General features: G+C 33.2%; 10 protein-coding genes. 4 read left to right on the top strand and 6 right to left on the bottom strand.

The window, feature by feature from the left end:
• Positions 1-24: 24 nt before the first annotated feature.
• The 4 genes from ACJJVO_RS03895 to ACJJVO_RS03880 all read right to left on the bottom strand — a co-directional run bounded on the left by ACJJVO_RS03895 (position 25) and on the right by ACJJVO_RS03880 (position 4099).
• Positions 25-555: a porin family protein gene (locus ACJJVO_RS03895; protein ID WP_405570700.1), complete on the bottom strand. Its 531-nt coding sequence runs from the start codon at positions 553-555 to the stop codon at positions 25-27.
• Positions 556-651: 96 nt separating this feature from the next.
• The gene (locus ACJJVO_RS03890) at positions 652-1557 is read right to left on the bottom strand and encodes a Ppx/GppA phosphatase family protein (protein WP_405570697.1); all 906 of its coding nucleotides are present in this window, start codon (positions 1555-1557) and stop codon (positions 652-654) included.
• Between the two features lie 2 nt (positions 1558-1559).
• Entirely contained in the window at positions 1560-3614 is a 2055-nt protein-coding gene (ppk1, locus tag ACJJVO_RS03885) for a polyphosphate kinase 1 (protein ID WP_405570694.1), read from the bottom strand.
• Positions 3614-4099 (bottom strand): SixA phosphatase family protein, encoded by a 486-nt coding sequence (locus ACJJVO_RS03880; RefSeq protein ID WP_405570692.1) that lies wholly within the window; start codon positions 4097-4099, stop codon positions 3614-3616. The genes ppk1 and ACJJVO_RS03880 overlap by 1 nt, the downstream gene beginning before the upstream one ends.
• A gap of 332 nt (positions 4100-4431) precedes the next feature.
• Here ACJJVO_RS03880 and ACJJVO_RS03875 point away from each other — a divergent pair, with 332 nt between their 5' ends.
• The 4 genes from ACJJVO_RS03875 (at position 4432) to ACJJVO_RS03860 (ending at position 19138) form a co-directional block, all read left to right on the top strand.
• Complete coding sequence (locus ACJJVO_RS03875) at positions 4432-15180, top strand: gliding motility-associated C-terminal domain-containing protein (RefSeq protein ID WP_405570690.1); 10749 nt, start codon at positions 4432-4434, stop codon at positions 15178-15180.
• A 14-nt stretch (positions 15181-15194) separates the two neighbouring features.
• Positions 15195-16133 (top strand): type IX secretion system membrane protein PorP/SprF, encoded by a 939-nt coding sequence (locus ACJJVO_RS03870; RefSeq protein WP_405570687.1) that lies wholly within the window; start codon positions 15195-15197, stop codon positions 16131-16133.
• A 13-nt stretch (positions 16134-16146) separates the two neighbouring features.
• On the top strand, positions 16147-18093 hold the full coding sequence (locus ACJJVO_RS03865) for an OmpA family protein (RefSeq protein WP_405570684.1): 1947 nt from the start codon (positions 16147-16149) through the stop codon (positions 18091-18093).
• A gap of 133 nt (positions 18094-18226) precedes the next feature.
• Positions 18227-19138, top strand: coding sequence for a carboxypeptidase-like regulatory domain-containing protein (locus ACJJVO_RS03860; protein WP_405570682.1), 912 nt, complete (start codon positions 18227-18229; stop codon positions 19136-19138).
• A gap of 38 nt (positions 19139-19176) precedes the next feature.
• On the opposite strand, the gene ACJJVO_RS03855 is transcribed toward ACJJVO_RS03860, so the two are convergent.
• Both ACJJVO_RS03855 and pdxH read right to left on the bottom strand, forming a co-directional pair.
• Entirely contained in the window at positions 19177-19674 is a 498-nt protein-coding gene (locus ACJJVO_RS03855; RefSeq protein WP_405570680.1) for a CAP domain-containing protein, read from the bottom strand.
• 354 nt (positions 19675-20028) lie between these two features.
• Positions 20029-20676: a pyridoxamine 5'-phosphate oxidase gene (pdxH, locus tag ACJJVO_RS03850; RefSeq protein WP_405570677.1), complete on the bottom strand. Its 648-nt coding sequence runs from the start codon at positions 20674-20676 to the stop codon at positions 20029-20031.
• Between the last annotated feature and the right edge of the window lie 49 nt (positions 20677-20725).

Here is a 20725-nt window from a genome sequence, read left to right as displayed (position 1 = left end):
CTTTTTTTATATATAACATCTAATTTATATTTTCATACCAAAACCAAATTGTAATACGTGATTTTTAGCTTCTAGTTTTTTTAAATCTTGATCGATAACATTTGTAATACCGTAAGAAACCCTTGCGTCTATAAAAAACTCGTCTGTAATCATATATTCTAATCCACCTACTAAAGAAAACGAAGCCGTTGAAAATAAATCTCTATCTTTCCACGTCTTTAGACCTACCTTTGGTCCTACTGCTAAAATTAGACGATCTGTCATTGAAATTTTAAATAGAATTGGTAAATGAATGTAATCAGCTCTCAGTTCCTCACTTTTACCACCTTCGGCAGACCATTGTAACTCAGTAGACAACGCTAGTTTATCTGACAACTCAAAATCTACAAACCCAGCAAATGCAAATCCATTTCTGTGTTTGTTTTCAAATTCCGCATCTGGTGTAAAATCTAAGTTAGATACATTTAATGCTCCTCTAACACCATATCTGGTATCTTGTGACATTGCTACTGTGGTAACACTAACTAAAATAAAGGCAAGCAAATATTTTTTCATAATCTTCAATTTGAGAGGTCTAATATATAAAAAATCTAAAATCCTTATCTGTTTTTAAAAATAAATCGGATAAATGAACCCTTTTTTACTAGAAGGTTAAACAATTACACTAGAAACGGTCTCATAAAACATACTTTTTATAATCCCATCTGAAAGTCCAATTTTTGGCACATATATATCTTTTGCACCACTCCATTTCATGGCTGATAAATAAATTCTTGTCGCCGGAATTATTACATCTGCTCTATCTTGATTTAAATTTAACTTCGTAATACGCTCCTCGTAAGAATAATTTTGAAGCATTTTATAATAGCTAGTTAAGTAAAAATACGTTAGCGGTTTACCAACATCTTTTCCAGATATTTTAAAAATCTTATTAATGTTTCCACCAGAACCAATAAGCTCTATTTTATCATATTGTTTAGTATTGGCTTTAATCCATTGTTCTAATTCTTGCCAAGTTTCATTTTTAACGATATCATTTAATAATCTAACCGTTCCTATTTTAAAAGACCTAGATTGCTTTTTCTCGCCATTATGGATTATAGAAAACTCAGTACTACCTCCACCAACATCTACGTACAAATAGGATTTATTGGGATTTATGAAAGTATTTAAATCTGTTGCTGCAATAATGGCTGCTTCTTCTTCACCATCAATAATATCAATATTAATACCACTGGTTTCAAATATTTTTTCTGATAAAGGAGCACTATTACTAGCTTCTCTCATTGCCGAAGTTGCACAGGCTTTATATCTCTTAACACCATGAGACTTTATAATTAGACTAAAAGCTTTCATTGTATCAAGCATGCGTTCTTGGTTATATTCTGATATTTCACCTTTAAGAAACACATCTGCACCTAATCTAATTGGTACACGAACTAATGAATTTTTTTTAAATATAGGTGGTTCGTCATCTTGCTCAATAATATTAGATATTAATAATCTTACGGCATTAGACCCAATATCTATAGCTGCATATTTTTGTATCTTCAGCATATTTATCCTTCTAATTTATTTAAATAATAGTTATAAGTATCGAATTGCGCTCTCACCTTTGGATTATCATTTCTACGATACTTATTATCTTGGCTTTCGTTTATTACTCGCGCTTTTACGTTGTCATTCCAACAAATGTCATACAAATGTTGTAGTTCTTGTTTTATGTCTTCATCATAGATAGGACAGCTTACTTCTACTCTATTATCAATATTTCTAGTCATCCAATCAGCAGAAGATATATAAATTTTAGGGTTATTTTGATTAGAAAAGATATACAATCTTGTATGCTCTAAGAATTTATCAATTATACTTATAATTTCAATATTCTCACTCATCCCCTTTACACCAGGTACTAAACAGCAAAGACCTCTAACAATCATTTGTATTTTTACTCCTGCTCTGCTGGCTTCATATAATTTATCTATCATTTTATAGCTACTAATGCTATTCATTTTTAGTTTTATATAAGCTGGTTTTCCACTTTTGGCAGTATCTATTTCTTTATCTATTAAAGCAAAAATCTTACTTTTTGTATAGTGTGGTGATGTAATAATATGTTTATATCTATTTACTTTATAATTTACTTCAAAGAAATCAAATACTTTATTTACATCTTTTAAAATTTTTGAATCTGCAGTCATTAATGTAAAATCCGTATAGATTTTGGCTGTAGATTCATTAAAGTTTCCTGTACTAATAAAACCATATCTTACGAGCTTATGATTTTCTTCGCGTTCTATAACACACATTTTACAATGTACTTTTAAACCTGATACTCCAAAGAACATTTTTATACCTACATCTTGCATCTGTTCGGCATAATTAATATTTGCAGCTTCATCAAATCGCGCTCTAAGCTCAATAGAGACCGTTACTTTTTTTCCGTTTTTAGCCGCATTAATTAAAGAACTAGCCACATGAGATATTTGCGCTAATCTATATATAGTAATTTTTATAGTTTTTACTGTTGGGTCTAGTGCAGCTTCCCTTAAAAATTTTACGATATATGAAAACGTATGATATGGTGTGTAGATTAAATAGTCTTTTTTAGCTATAGTTTTAAAAATACTATCTTCTAAATTCAACCCTTTTACAGGTAAAGGTTTTATTTTATCGTATAGTAAATCGGTTCTACCTAAACTTGGAAAACTCATGTAATCCCTTCTATTATGGTAACGACCACCAGGAATCATGCTTTCTTTCTCATCAATAGACATACGCTCTAAAAGAATGTTTAGCGTATCTTCCTCTATATTTTTATCATAAACAAATCGCACCGGAGCACCACTTTGCCTATCTTTTACACTTTCTGAAAGTTTATCTATAAAGCTTTTACTTAAATCACTATCGAAATCTAATTCTCCATCTCGTGTAATTTTAATCATGTGTGCACTGATACTATCGTAAGTAAAGATGCTAAATATATCGTCTAAACAATATCTTAAAATATCATCTACCATTATAATATAATTACTTTCTCCTTTACTAGGTAATACCACAAAACGATCCATGGTTGACGATATCTCAATTAAAGCAACCTGATCTTTACCATTAGAATTTGACATTTTTACGGTTAAATATGCCGAAATATCCATTAACTCTGGCAATGCAATATCTTCATTAAGCATTATAACTACTAAAGCTGGACTAATTTCTTGGTAAAAATAATTCATGATAAAATCATGATGATCCTCGGTAATCTCTGTTTCATTTATTAAATAAATATTCTCTTTTTCTAGTTCTTTTTCAATTTCATCTAGAATTTCTAAACTATAACTTTGTTGTTTTATAACGATTTGCGTTATTTCTTCTAATAGATCACCAGCCTTAATACCTCCTAATTCACTTTTACCACCTTTGCCTGCTTCATATATTCGTTTTACTGTAGCATACCTTACTTTAAAGAATTCATCTAAATTGTTAGAAAATATTCCTAAAAAACGCAGACGTTCTATTAAAGGAACATCTTTATCGGCTGCTTCTTGTAAAACACGCTCATTAAATTTTAACCAGCTTAATTCTCTATTAATATATATGTTTTTTTCTTTTATCATTACTTTAATTCCTTTGGAATAATTATAAATTCAGTTGTGCCTTGTTTTAAATCTTTCCAATCATCGATTTCAAAATTGATTTTTACTAAACCACTCGTTGGAAGATTATCTATAAAAACGTCTCCAAATATATTAGAAATTGATGTTAATGCGTTATTATGACCAAATATCATAACATCTTTTGTTTCATTTGATAATTTTTTTACAAAATTAACCACATTTTGCCCTTCAAAATCATACAACTCCTCAACAACTTTAATTTTATTTTCCGGAATATTTAATGCTTTTAGGAATATTTTACACGTACTAAGTGCTCTATTTGCTGGGCTAGAAAAAATATTTTTAGGTAAATTTTTCGTTTTAACATACTGATTAACAACTAGTTTAATGTCGTTAACACCTCTAGCTTTTAATGGTCTTTCTCTGTCGGTTACGTCATGTTCCCAAGACGATTTGCCATGTCTAATAAATGTAATACTTTTCATACAATATCGTTTAAGTGCAAATTTTTACGATAAAAGGTTGCGTAATTCCGTTTTAACGATTAAATTGCCGCCTTAACTCTAATGTTTGTTTATGATATTAGTTATAAGTTCTTTTGTTAGGTAAATTTAATGTAAATGATTTCAAATCAAAAAATATATTAATCCATTATATATTTAATTTGCATTAAAGTACTTCCCTCTATTTATTTAACAAAGAACAAATAATTATGTTGTTTTCAACGAAGTAGTTTATACTGTGGCTTTTAAGCTATGGTTTTAGGCCTATTTAGTTTTAACAGCATCATTTGCATGATAAGTTATATCTATAAAATATGAAAAATAGCTTTACTTCATCTTTTTTCAAGTTATTAACAATTTGTGTTGTTTCATTATTATTTATAAATAATGGGTTTGCACAAGAACGATTTGAAAAAGAATCTGATTATTGGCCTAAAACAGGTAAATTATCAGAGAAAGAATTGAAAGATTACATGGAGGTACTAAAAAAACGTGCCAACACATATAATGAGAATAAATCATTTTCAAGTTATAGTCAAAGGTCTTCTGAAACTAATCCCGTGGGAACTTGTAATGTTATTACTTGTGGTTCTTTTAATGCTGTTGATATATCACCTAATAATAACGGGTTACCTCAAGACTTTCAGACGGCTGTAGATGGAAGTGCTTATTCTGCTGATATTGTATATGATTGCTGGAATGATCAAGGTACTGTAGATTATTCTGAAGGGCAATATATTTCATATTCAAATATAGACGCTAATATTGATACACCAGCTATTATATCGCCTTCGCCAGATGGAGGTGGATTTTCTATTTTTTCATATAAATTTGAAGGTATTGAGCAAGATTTAACAGTGCTCCCAAATGCAACTTACCGTGTGTGTTTTGAAATTGCTGTTATTCCTCGTTATAGTAATAGTGATGGTAGTTTTGTAGAGTTTAGTCCAGACCTAAATTTTGGTATAGGTTCTGGTGGTGTCCAAATTTCTGACCCCTTAACTTATAATGAAGATGATTTAACTGTTCACCCTTTATCAGATTTTCCAAATAGCTTATCAACTGCAACAACGGGACCTTTTCAAAACCCAGGTGGTTGGACAGATATTGATCCATATTGGGAAACAATTTGTATTACTTTTCAGTCTGATAATTCAGGTACAGTAAATGTATTTTATCAAACTCAAAGCCTTGGAAAGTCTGTGGTATTAGTTGATGGTTTAAGGTTAAGTCTTGAAGGATATGCTGTACCACCTACCATGGCAGAAGAACACATAGATACAGATAACAACGGTTTGGATGTTTTTTGCGATGCATTCTCAGTGGACTTAAATGATTATATAACATCAACGGGACCAGCAGGTTCTTCATTAACTTGGAGTACAGATCCAGATCCTTTAAATACAGCATCACATATAGCTAATACAGTTGTAAATACACCTGGCACCTATTACGTGTTTTATTACAACCCAGATGACCTTTGTTCATCACCAGCAGGTTCCATAAGTTTAATGATTACTGATCTAGATGCTTCAGTAGCATCAAAATCAAATGCTGATTGTGTTGACGATTCAAATGGTTCAGTAAGCATTTCTGCCACAAATGGAAATCCACCTTATAGTTATGCTTTAGATGGTGGCTCATCTCAAACTTCAAATACTTTTAATAATTTAAGCATTGGAAATTATGTTGTTGAAGTAACAGATTCAAATAATTGTTCAGAAAACGTTTATTTCGAAATTATTGCGAATGATACCGAAGCTCCTACAGCTTCTAACCTAGATCCTATAAGTGTTCAATGCATAGATGATGTTCCTGAATTCGATATTGAAGATGTTGATGATGAAATGGATAATGTGACTGCACAACCTACAGTTGCTTTTATTTCGGATGTTTCTAATAATTTATCATGTCCAGAAACAATTACAAGAACTTATAGTGTTACCGATGATTGTGGTAATTCAATTAATGTTACCCAGCAAATTACTATTAATGATACAATCCCTCCTACAATTGATACGTCTGCGTCTCAAATAATGATTGAATGTGGCGTAACACCTGATGGAACACTACAAACTTGGTTAGATAATAATGGTGGTGCTATAGCCTCAGATAATTGTGGTAATGTAACATGGTCTAATAATTATAGTGATGGTGTTTCAGATTGTTCTTCATCAACAACAGTTATATTTACTGCTACCGATGATTGTGGTAATACTTCTACAACAAGTGCTACATATGCTATTCAAGATACAACACCTCCAGTAATAACAAATTCTGCCTCTGATCAATCAATTGAATGTAATATTAGTTCAACTCAAAATGTTCAAACATGGCTAGATACAAATGGTGGTGCTACTGCTACAGATGATTGTTCTGCTATTATTTGGTCTAATAATTTCACATCACTTTCGGGAGGTTGTGGAGAAACAGGCTCTGCTACAGTGATTTTTACTGCAACAGATGGTTGTGGTAACTCAACGTCTACAACAGCTACATTTAATAGTAGTGATACAACTAACCCTATCGCTCCTAGTGCTCCAAACGATTTAAATTTACAATGTATTGATGAAGTACCTTCTACTAGTCAATTAACTGCAACTGATAATTGCATGAATACTATTACAGCTACGGGAGTTGATAATATTGATAATTCTAATCCTTGTAACATAACTATTATAAGAACGTGGACGTTTACAGATGATTGTGGAAACTCATCTTCAATATCGCAAAATATTGTAGTAGCTGACACTATTGCTCCATTTTTTACTGTGCCTGCGGATATAAATATTCAATGTGGTGTTGATGCTAATGATCTTACCATCACTGGTGATGTTACAAACGAAAAGGACAACTGCTCTTCTGGTCTAGAGGCAACATATACGGATAGTGTAACAAATGGTAGCTGTGCTAACACAGAAACTATTACACGTACCTGGTCTCTAACTGATGATTGTGATAATACTAGAAGACATGTGCAGATTATTAATATTGTAGATACAACAGCACCTACTTTAATTACACCTAGTGATGTTACTATAGAATGTACAAATCCTACTGATCCTTCTGTTACTGGTACTGCTACAGCAAGTGACTCTTGTGGTAACGTAACAATCTCTTATAACGATACATCGGATGCTAATTGTGGTAATACAGAAACAATTACTAGAACTTGGAATGCTACTGATGACTGTGGTAATACTGCATCATTAGATCAAATAATAACTGTACAAGATACAACACCGCCTACAATAGATACACCTGCTTCTCAAATAATGATTGAATGTGGTGTAACGCCAGATGGAACTTTAGAAGCTTGGTTAGATAATAATGGTGGTGCTGCAGCCTCAGATACCTGTGGAAATGTAACATGGTCAAATAATTATAACGCTGGTATTTCAGATTGTTCTTCATCAATAACTGTAATGTTTACAGCTACAGATGATTGTGGTAACACTTCTACAACAAACGCTTCATATACTATTCAAGATACAACACCTCCAGTGATAACAGTTGCTGCTTCTGATCAAATAATTGAATGTAATATTGATAGTAATGCAACTCAAAGTATTGAAAATTGGTTAGGTACAAACGGTGGTGCTACTGCTACAGATGATTGTTCTGAAATAATTTGGACTAATAATTTCACCTCCCTATCTGGTGGATGTGGCGAAACAGGATCTGCCACAGTGATTTTTACAGCCACTGATGGTTGTGGTAACTCAACAACTACAACGGCTACATTTAATAATAGTGATACAACTAACCCTGTCGCTCCCAATGCTCCTGCTGATTCATATTACAATTGTATTGAAGATGTGCCTGCACCTGGTCAATTAACTGCTAGTGATAATTGCATGAGTAATATAACTGTTACAGGAGTTGATAATGTTGATAATTCTAATCCTTGTAACATAACTATTACAAGAACATGGACATTTATTGATGACTGTGGAAATTCAACTTCAGTATCGCAAAACATTACCGTAGCTGATACTGTAGCTCCTACATTTACTGAACCTGCAGATATAACTATTCAATGTGGTGAAGATATATCTAGTGCTAATACTGGTGATGTAACAAATGAAAACGACAATTGTTCATCTGGTCTACAAGCAACATATACGGATAGTGTGGTTAATGGTAGCTGCAACAACACAGAAACAATTACACGTACTTGGTCGTTGACTGATGATTGTAATAATACAAGAACACGTGTCCAAATCATTAATGTTGTCGATACTACATCACCAACTTTAACTATACCTGGTGATGTTACTATAGAATGCACAAACCCTACTGCTCCTTCTGCTACTGGTACTGCTACCGGAAGTGACTCTTGTGGTAACGTAACAATCTCTTACAGCGATGCATCAGATGCTAATTGTGGTAATACAGAAACAATTACTAGAACATGGACTGCTACTGATGATTGTGGTAATACTAAATCATTAGATCAAACGATAACTATAGAAGATACAACACCTCCTACAATAGATGCATCTGCTTCTAATATAATGATTGAATGTGGTGTAACTCCTATTGGAACTTTACAAGCTTGGTTAGATAATAATGGTAATGCTACAGCTTCAGACACGTGCGGAAATATAACATGGTCAAATAATTATAGTGATGGTGTTTCTGATTGTTCTTCATCAACAACAGTAATATTTACTGCTACTGATGATTGTGGAAATGCTTCTACAACAAGTGCAACTTACACTATTCAAGATACAACACCACCTGTTATAGCAAATCCTGCTTCTGATAGAACAATTGAATGTAATATTGATAGTAATTCAAGTCAAAGTATTCAATCTTGGCTAGATACAAATGGTGGTGCCTCTGCTACGGATGATTGTTCTGCTGTTATCTGGTCTAATAATTTCACTTCTCTTTCTGGTGGTTGTGGTGAAACAGGTTCTGCAACAGTGACTTTTACAGCCACTGATGGTTGTGGTAACTCAACATCTACAACGGCTACATTTAATAATAGTGATACAACTAACCCTGTCGCTCCTACTGCTCCAGGTGATTTAACTTTTCAATGTATTGATGAAGTACCTTCTCCTGGTCAATTAACTGCTAGTGATAATTGCATGAGTAATATAACTGCTACAGGAGTTGATAGTGTTGATAATTCTAATCCATGTAGCATAACTATTTTAAGAACATGGACGTTTATTGATGATTGTGGAAATTCATCTTCAGTGTCGCAAAATATTATAGTAACTGATACTACAGCTCCTACATTCACTGTACCTGAAGAGATAACAATCGAATGTGATGTCGATGCTAGTGATCTTACAATTACTGGTGATGTTTTAGATGAAAATGACAACTGCTCCTCAAATTTAGAAGCAAGATATACAGATAGTATAGCTAATGCGAGCTGTGCTAACGCAGAAACTATTACACGTACTTGGACTTTAACTGATGATTGTAATAATACAACAACACATGTGCAGACCATTAACGTTGTAGATACAACTGCGCCTACATTTACAGTGCCTTCGGATATCACTATTGATTGTGATGACGATGCCACTGACGTTGCTATAACTGGTGATGTTACGGATGAAGCGGATAACTGCTCTAACGGTTTAGAAGCAACGTTTACAGATACAATTACTAATGGTAGTTGTGCTAACGAATCTGTGATCACCCGTACTTGGTCTTTGACAGATGGATGTGATAATACAACTACCTCAGTACAATCAATTACAGTTCAAGATAAAACAGCACCAATAATTGATGTAACTAATATTCAAAATATCGAAATACAGTGTGGTGTAACTCCAGAAGGAACATTAGAAGATTGGCTAGATAATAATGCTGGCGCTACGGCTTCAGACAACTGCGGTAGTGTAACGTGGACTAATGACTACGCTATGAATACAGACGTAGATTGTGCCAATGGAGCAATAACTGTAATCTTTACAGCTACTGACGATTGCGGTAATATAGCAACAACAAGGGCAACATATGCTATTCAAGATACTACTCCACCTGCAATAACTATTGCTGCTTCTGATCAAACTATCGAATGTAATATTGATGGTGGCGTAACTGAAGATTTTATAACTTGGTTGGCTACAAATGGTGGTGCTGCTGCTACCGATAATTGTTCTACAGTTAGTTGGTCTCATAATTTTACTACACTTTCTGATGGCTGTGGTGAAACAGGTAATGCTACAGTGACTTTTACAGCTACAGATGGATGTGGTAACTCAACATCTACAACCGCTACATTTAATAGTGTCGATACAACTAATCCTGTTGCGCCTAATGCGCCAGGTGATTTAACTTTTCAATGTATTGATGAAGTACCTTCTCCTGGTGAATTAACTGCTAGTGATAATTGTATGGATAGTATAACTGTTTCAGGAGTTGATGCTATAGATAATTCCAATCCTTGTAATATCACTATAGTTAGAACATGGACGTTTGTTGATGATTGTGGAAATTCATCATCAGTGTCTCAAAACATTGTGGTAGCCGATACTACTGCTCCAACTATTACTGTGCCTGCTGATGTAACTATTCAGTGTGGCTCAGATGAGTCTAGTATAAATACAGGTGAAGCTACTGGCAGTGATAATTGTAGTAATTTAACTATTACCTACTCTGATGCAGAAACTTCTGCTTGTGGTAATACTAAAACTATAACAAGAACTTGGACTGCAACAGATAACTGTAATAACAGTGTATCAGATACCCAATTAATAAATGTTATAGATACTACAAATCCAAGCTTTAACGAAAGCTTACCTACAAATATCTCTGTAGATTCAAATAGCATTCCAACACCTTCAATTTTAACAGCGTCAGATAATTGTGATGATACTATTGATGTTATATTTTCAGAAACATTAATTGGTAATAATTGCGATGCATCTTATACTATAGAAAGAAATTGGTTAGCTGAAGATGATTGCGGAAATGATATTGAGCATACACAAATTATAAATGTTAATCATACAGTTCTTTTAATTAGCGTAAGTTCTAAAATCGATGTGAATTGCTTTGGACAAAACACAGGTGCTATTGATATAAATGTAACTGGTGGTTTACCGCCTTATTCTTATTCTTGGAGTAATGGAGAAACCAGTCAAGATTTAACAGATATTGGTGTTGGCAATTATACAATAACAGTTGAAGATAATAACGGTTGTACCATCTCTGAAACAATTTATATTGAAGAACCTGCTACCCCATTAAGTCTTACTATAGATAAAGTAAATGCTACATCTATAAGAGGTTGTATCGATGGAACTGCTACTGCTAATGTATCGGGAGGTACATCACCTTATTTTTATGAGTGGTCGTCTTCTGCTAGTAACCAAACTACTGCAACCGCTACTAATTTACCTGTAGGTATCCATTCTGTTGTTATTACAGACAACAATGGGTGTAAAACTGTAGAGAGTATAGAAATTACTTGTACCGATGATTGTGATACCGCTTTAACCATAGGAACCACAACTAACGTACTTTGTTTTGGTGATGCTACTGGTGCGACTTCTGTATCTGCAAGTTCTGTGATTAATCCTACTGCTACTTTTACTTTTACATGGTCTAACGGTCAAACGGATACTGGTGTAACTTCTAGTGCTATTACCAATGTTGCTGCTGGTAATTATACTGTGAGTGTTGCTATGGATGGATCGGTTTGTGAGCCTGTGGTACAAACTATTACTATTGCTCAACCTACCGAAGCTTTAACTCTTACGATTAATAAAGTTAACGCTACTTCGATACAAGGATGTACTGATGGAACGGCAACACCTGTAGTTTCTGGTGGGACACCTCCTTATACTTATTTATGGTCGGCATCGGCTAATAACCAAACTTCAGCTGAGGCTAGTGACTTACCTGTAGGTGATCATACGCTTGTGGTAACGGATGCGAATGGCTGTACAACGTCTCAAATTATTTCTATTACTTGTACCGATGATTGTGATACCGCTTTAACCATAGGAACCACAACTAACGTACTTTGTTTTGGTGATGCTACTGGTGCGACTTCTATATCTGCAAGTTCTGTGATTAATCCTACTGCTACTTTTACTTTTACATGGTCTAACGGTCAAACGGATACTGGTGTAACTTCTAGTGCTATTACCAATGTTGCTGCTGGTAATTATACTGTGAGTGTTGCTATGGATGGATCGGTTTGTGAGCCTGTGGTACAAACTATTACTATTGCTCAACCTACCGAAGCTTTAACTCTTACGATTAATAAAGTTAACGCTACTTCGATACAAGGATGTACTGATGGAACGGCAACACCTGTAGTTTCTGGTGGGACACCTCCTTATACTTATTTATGGTCGGCATCGGCTAATAACCAAACTTCAGCTGAGGCTAGTGACTTACCTGTAGGTGATCATACGCTTGTGGTAACGGATGCGAATGACTGTACAACGTCTCAAATTATTTCTATTACTTGTACGAATGATTGTGATATCACTTTGACAACTGGAACCACAACTAACGTACTTTGTTTTGATGATGCTACTGGTGCGACTTCAGTCTCTGCAAGTTCTGTGATTAATCCTACTGCTACTTTTACTTTTACATGGTCTAATGGTCAAACGGATACTGGTGTAACTTCTAGTGCTATTACAAATGTTGCTGCTGGTAATTATACTGTCAGCGTTACTATGGATGGATCGGTTTGTGAGCCTGTGGTACAAACCATTACTATTGCTCAACCTACCGATGAGCTTTCTGGATCTATAACACAAATATCAAATTCTGAGTGTGATACAGAAAATACTGGTAGTTTAACAGCCCAGGCCATTGGAGGAACTCCTCCATACACCTACTCCATTGACAATGGAGCTACATTAGAACCTGATGGTCTGTTTGAAAATTTAGGTCCAGGAACATATGCTGTCTTAATTACAGATGCTAATGGATGTACTTTTATTATTACAACGAACAATACCATTCTAATTAATGATAATGAAAGTCCTACAATTTCAGTTCCTGATACATTAACCATTTCAGGATGTGATATTGATGTTATAAATTCCGCTAATGCTGTATTCCCGTTTAATGAAACAGAATATATAGACGTAACTGGAATATTTAATTCAAATCCAGATTACAATGCTTCTGATGATTTTAATATTGCAAGCATAACCTATATAGACACAATTATTTCAACTGACAATTGTCCTATAATAATATCGAGAATATTCACTGTAACAGATAATTGTAATAATTCAACAACCTTTACTCAAACAATTAATGTTCAAGACATAACACCTCCTACTATTGATAATTCTGCCATTGGAAATATAACAATAGAATGTGGAATTACTTTAGAAAGTACTCTTCAAGATTGGTTAGCTAATAATGCAGGAGCAACAGCTACTGATAATTGTAGTGCTGTAACATGGACTAATAATTATGATTCTAATACAACTATAGATTGCGACAACGGATCAATTGAAGTTATATTTAGCGCAACTGATGAATGTGGTAATATCTCCACAACATCTGCTACATATTCTCTAGTAGATACACTAGCACCAATATTAACAGTTCCATTAAATGTAACTATTGAATGTGATGAAGATTCAGATCCTGAAAATACTGGACTAGGAAAAGCGATTGACGAATGTGATATAGCCGTTGAAGTTACTTATGAAGATATTGTAGAGACCGCTTGTGGTAATACAAAAACGATAAGAAGAGTATGGACTGCAACGGATTCTTGCGGAAATTCAGCAACAGGCGAACAAGTAATAACAGTTGAAGATTCTACTGCGCCAACATTCACTGTTCCTGCAGATATAACTGTAGAATGTGATGTAGATATTACAAATTTAACGTTAACAGGTGATGTTACTGACGAAGCCGATAACTGCTCAACTAGCATAGAGGCTCAATATATGGACAGCACTACTGATGGTAGTTGTCCTAACTATTTTGTCATTACACGTACTTGGACTTTAACTGATGAATGTGATAATGTCACAACACATGAACAACTTATAACTGTACAAGATACAACTGCACCTTCATTTAATGAAACATTACCTTCTGATATTACAGTAGAGTGTGATGCGGTTCCAGAAGCTGAAACATTAACAGCTACTGATAACTGTGGTACAGCAGAAGTTACTTTTGAAGAAGTGATTACAACTGGAGATTGTGTTGGTTATTATTTTATTGAGCGCATATGGACAAGCATTGACAGCTGTGACAATGTAACTGAACACACGCAATTTATTTCAGTTGAAGACACAAATGCACCAAATGCCACAACTCCTTTCGACCAAAATATAACAGTCGCTTGTGATGATGTACCTGCAGTACCAAGTTTAGAATTTGAAGATTCTTGTTCAAACAATATTGAAGTTGATTTCTATGAAGAATCAACTCAAGCTAATAATTATGAAGATTATAATATCATTAGAACTTGGATTGTTAGTGATGATTGTGGAAATACTGAAGAATTAACGCAAAATATAACTGTAGAAGTTAGCAACGTGATTAGTGCGTATGACACTACTCGTTGTATCCTTGATACAGAATTCGATTTATTCGACTTATTAACTGGCGATTTTAATATGGATGGTACATGGAGTGTCAGTGCTGGTGATGCTATTATTAACGGCAGTCTATTTGACCCTTCATCTGCTGAAGTTGGAGTCTATACTTTCTTATACTCTATTACAGATGGACCTTGTCCTACAGAAAAAGAAGTCAATGTAACCCTTGATGATGATTGTGTAGTATTAGCTTGTGGTGAAGATGATTTTGTGATTTCTAAAACGGTCACAGCAAATGGAGATCTATATAATGAATTCTTTACTATTTCTGGTATCGAAGATTGTGGATTTGTGATAGAACTACAAATATTCAATCGTTGGGGAGCAGAGATTTATAAATCTAATAATTATAAAAATGATTGGAATGGAGATGCACACAGCTCTTCTGTAGGAAGTTCAGGAAAAGTCCCAACTGGAACATATTTCTACATCATTAATATAAGAGAAAGTGGTATAGCACCAATTACGGGTCCTATATACGTAGCAACAAATTAAAACTTAACCGACCAATGAAGTTATCAAAATTTATAAGTATTGCGATACTCTTTCTGAGTGTATCTGCCGCTTTTGCACAGCAATTGCCCCAGTTTACGCAATACATGTTTAATACCATTTCTATTAATCCGGCTTATGCTGGTAGTAGAGAAACGTTAAGTATTGTAGGTTTACACAGAAGCCAATGGGTTGGCTTAGAAGGTGGGCCAGAAACGCAAACCTTATCTATACATGCTCCTCTTCGTAATGAACGTATGGGCTTAGGAGTATCATTTATTAATGATAAATTAGGATATGAAAACTTTTCCTATTTGTATGCAGATTATTCTTATACTATTAAACCAAGTGAAAACACAAAGCTAGCTTTTGGGTTAAAAGCAGGTATGACCCATTACTCATTAGACGATGAGTTACTAAATGACCCTTCTGTAAGTGGTTTAGATCCTTTTTTTAATGATATATCTAACCGTTGGAGTCCTAATGTTGGTGCTGGTTTATATTTACACTCTCAACTTTGGTATGCAGGTATATCTGCTCCAAGAATACTAAATACAGATTACAATAAAGGAAGTGATGCCATTAAAGAGTTTGTAGCTTTTGAGCGTGTGAGTTACTATATTACTGGTGGATATGTTTTTACGCTTAGTGAGAGCACTAAATTAAAACCTTCAGTATTATTAAAAGCAACTAATGGAGCTCCTCTATCTTTTGATGTTTCCGCGAATTTTTTATTCTATGAAAAGTTTTGGGCAGGATTAGCCTATAGAGCTAATGAACATGCAGCTGCTATTGGAGGTATTGCAGATTTTCAGGTATCAAAACAATTGAGAGTTGGTTATGCTTATGAATATCCTATATCAGATATTGCACCTTACACAAGTGGTACTCACGAAATTTTACTAATGTTTGAAGTCTTTAAAAGCAAACGAATTAAATCGCCAAGATATTTCTAAAAAGAACTGTATTATGAAAATCAAATTATTAGCGCTTGTTCTAGTTTTATGCAGTTCGTTGTCTTTTGCACAAACGAAATTGGCAGATAAATTTTTTGATAATTATGGCTATGTAAAAGCTATAGAATTATACGAAAAAGTTGTTGAAAAAGGAAAAGCAGATGCTCATGTTTTAACACGGCTTGGTGATGCTTACTACAACAATTCTAATTCAGAAAAAGCAGCATATTGGTATGAAAAAGCATTAAATGAATACAAAGATATTGAAGCTGAATATATCTATAAATACATACAATCATTAAGAAGTCTTGGGAATTACAAGGAAGCAGATGTGTGGTTTAAAAAATTGAGCGAAGCTCAAAAAGGTGATAGTAGACTTAAGGGTTATAACCCAGATGACGTAGATATTTTTGACAAATTAACGTCAAAAAATGAGGACCTTATGGTCATAATAAAGAATTTAGAATTTAATTCAGAATTAGCAGATTTTGGCTCATTTGTAAAAGATAGTACGCTCTACTTTGCTTCCTCTAGAGGTGAGGATAAGAAAACCTATAATTGGAATAAAGAACCATTCTTAGATATATTTCAAATAAGCCTTACTCATAACGAAAATGAGGATGGTGAAAAAATGGAAGTTTATCGTTCACCTTCTAAAATAAAAGGTGACGACATAAATACTATATATCATGAAGCATCCATTGCAATTACCAACGATGGTAAAACTATGTATTTTACTAGAGATAATGTAAATCATAAAAAGCGATTAAAATACGATAAAGAAGGTACAACACACCTTAAAATATATAAAGCAACTTTAGAAGGAAAAGAATGGAGTAATCCTGAAGAATTACCTTTTAATGACGATGTATATTCTACAGGTCACCCCTCATTAAGTGTAGATAATAAAACATTATATTTTGTATCTGATCGCGATGGAGGCATCGGACAAACAGACATCTATTCTATTGAAATTAAAGGAGATGGCAGTTACGGAGACCCTGTTAATTTAGGCGAAAAAATAAATACCGAAGGACGTGAAATGTTTCCTTTTGTGGCACAAGATAGCACGTTCTACTTTTCTTCTGATGGCCATTTAAACTTAGGTTTATTAGATGTTTTTAAATCTAACATTCTAAAAAACGATTCAATTTCAGCTTCAGAACCTGAAAATTTGGGTGCGCCTTATAATAGTGGTTACGATGATTTTGCTTTTTTTGTTGACAGTAATACCCGTAGAGGCTACTTTTCTTCAAATAGACCAGAAGGAAAAGGAAGTGATGATATTTACAGTTTTAAAATTAGTAAGTGTAACCAACTAATTACTGGTATTGCTACAGAGCATAGAACAGAAATTATTATGGCTGATGTTACAGTGCAACTCATTGATGAAACGGGTAAAATAATTGCAGAAGTTGTAACAGATGAAAATGGAACTTACAATTTTGAAATAGAATGTGATAAAACATATACGCTTCTTGGCACTAAACCCGATTATAAAGAAGATCAGCAAACTATTACATCATCTAAAGAAAATGAAAAATCTAATACTATAAATCTCGTATTAAAACCATTAATATTAGAAAGTCAGATTATTATAAATCCTATATTCTTCGATTATGATAAATCTAACATCAGAACTGATGCACAATACGAATTAGAAAACATTGTAGACGTACTACGTAAACACCCTGAAATGGTTATTAAAATTGAATCACACACTGATAGTAGAGGACGTGATAAGTATAATTTAAAATTATCAGACAAACGCGCAAAATCTACAGCAGAGTATATTATATCTAGAGGTATTGATGCCAGTAGAATAGAGAGTGCTAGAGGTTTTGGTGAAACACGTCTCTTAAATGAATGTGGTAACAATTCTAATTGTACAGAAGAAGAACACCAAGTAAACCGACGTTCTTATTTCTACATAGTAGATGGTGATAAAGAAAAAGAATAAGTTCCCAAACTAAATTTATACTAAGTAAAGAGCAAGCTTGTAATGAGCTTGCTTTTTTTTGCTTAATAGCATAAGAATTAAATTCAAGTTAAATAAAGTAACTTTATAAAATAAAAAGAATAAATAATAAAGCATGAAACGTTTTTCAATATTAGCCTTATTACTTAATACTCTTTTATTACCTTCTCAAACCTTAAAAGGTATTGTTTTAGATAGTATTAGCCATGAAACATTACCATATGCAAGTTTAGTTATTAAAAACAAAAATAATGGCGTTTATAGTAATGAAGATGGTACTTATAATTTTAACATACCTAAAGCTTCTGCAAAAGACACTTTAATAATTTCTCTAATTGGATATTATAACAAGAAAATTGCTGTAACACATATTTTAGACAGAACCCAAGAAGACTTAAACATTCAAATGTTACCTAAAGTTGAATCCTTAGATGAAGTTTTAATTAATAATACACAAAGAACATTTCGTAATAATAAGATAAAGCTATCTACAGGAAACCGAAAACAAGTATTTCCGTCTTCTGTTCCCTTTGGCTACGAAACGGCCACTTTAATGGAAAATCCAAAACATAAAAAAGGTAAGCTAGTAAAGTTGCATTTAAAACTCAAAGACTCTAGTATAGACATTTATGAAACATACCAAACCTATTACAGAATTGCTTTTTACAATATAGATTCCTTAGGCTTTCCTGGTGATCTTTTACATTTTGAAAATATCATTGTAAAGCCAGAAATACATGAAAAGAATTATGCAATTGATTTAGAGGATAAAGGTATTCCTTTTACAAAAAAAGGCATTTTTATTGGTATTGAGACTGTAAAACCAAACTATATAACACTAAAAAGTTCAATGTATGTTACTACACCAAATATTCTGCATACACATACCAAACACAGACTTAAATACTCTCGTTTTCGTTCGAATGATTGGGTTAAACATTCTAAAAAATCTGTACATAAAGAGAAGTTATATGCAGTGCCATTTATAAAAATTGAAATGGTTTATGAAAAAGAGAAAACTAAATAATAAACAACTATTATTTCTATTAGGAGTTAAAGAGAAAACTATCGCTTAATAAAAATGTTAGTGAAATACCATTTTCCATTTACATCTTGCTCAGCGGAAACATCAAAATCTGTAAAATCACCATCGATATTAACCTTGTGACTAGGACTGTTTAACCATGCATTAACAACAGCTTCTGCAGAATTAAAACCGTATCCAACATTTTCTGATACCACATTAGCATTGGCATTAGCTTCTAAACTTTGCTTTCTTAAAAAGAAATTATGATGAGACACGTTATTTACTTCCACCATATAATCTGTGTGAGTATACGCTACAGCTTTAACTGTATCATGATTTTGCAAAGGACTTAAACCCTCACCTATTCTGTATGAATTAAGAAGCTCCATAATTTCTATTTCTATTTGCTTGGCTTGAGGTGCAACAGGTACTTCAATTGCAGTATAAGCATCATCATCAATCTCTTCTGAAGAACAAGATGTTAAACTAAATAAAACAATAATAGCCAAAAACGGAAATAATTTAGAAGCTTTCATAAGTAGATAATTTAGGTTTGGGATTACTAAATTAACAGCACTCTTTTTTGAAAATGTTAAATAAATGTTAAAATCGATTAACAACAAGTATTTTGTCGATTTTAATTGCAAAACATCGACGAAATACACTTTTTTAACAAAAACCTACACACTTAAACGCCTTAAAAATGTATTTCAGCGATAATTTAATTATTTGGAAAATAATCTATTGCCACACACTAAAAGAAATCTTATGTTTTAATATTATTAAAATAAAGAACTATGACTGTGATAAATACACCTCAAATTACGGCATAAAAGACAACTTAAAAGAAATCTATATTTACAATACTAGAAAGAATGAAACAAAATTACTTATGGTGCTAGACGCTCTATTTTCCAATTATAATCTTCTTGTAACTGATAACGAACTCTATCGTGAAGTCTATTGGGTCTGCCTTGCCAGAATTCTATTGCTGAAGGCTTTACAATATAGCCTCCCCAATTTTTAGGCCTTTCAATGTCTTTACCTTCAAATTTAGCACCTAAATCTTTTAATTTATTTTCAAGTTCTGCCCTATCTTTTACAACTTCACTTTGGTTAGATACAACAGCACCTAATTGACTTCCTCTTGGTCTAGATTCAAAATAGCCATCACTTAGATTTTCTGAAATTTTTTCAGCTTTCCCTTTAATAATAATTTGTCGTTCTGCAGCATGCCAAAAAAAGGATAAACAAACGTTAGGATTTTTTGCAATAGCCTTACCCTTTTCGCTGTCGTAATTGGTATAGAATATAAAACCTTCGAACGTATATTTTTTAAGAAGCACTACTCTATTCTTTGGGAAGCCATCTAGGCCAATAGTAGAAATAGTCATTGCATTAGTTTCATCTACATCAAAATGTGTATCGACCTCTATGAACCAATCTCTAAATAATTCTAGAGGATTTTCTGGGACGTTTTCTATTAATAATTCACCTTTTTCGTAAGATTTTCTATAATTACCTAAGTCTGTTTGCATTACCTTTTAATTTGATTTTTAATTCTATTTTTCCTTTTTCAATTGGCTT

This window comes from Winogradskyella sp. Asnod2-B02-A (assembly GCF_045063645.1).
Taxonomy (GTDB): domain Bacteria; phylum Bacteroidota; class Bacteroidia; order Flavobacteriales; family Flavobacteriaceae; genus Winogradskyella.
The sequence above is the reverse complement of the archived record's forward strand: the minus strand, read 5'-3'. Positions and strand labels throughout refer to the sequence as shown.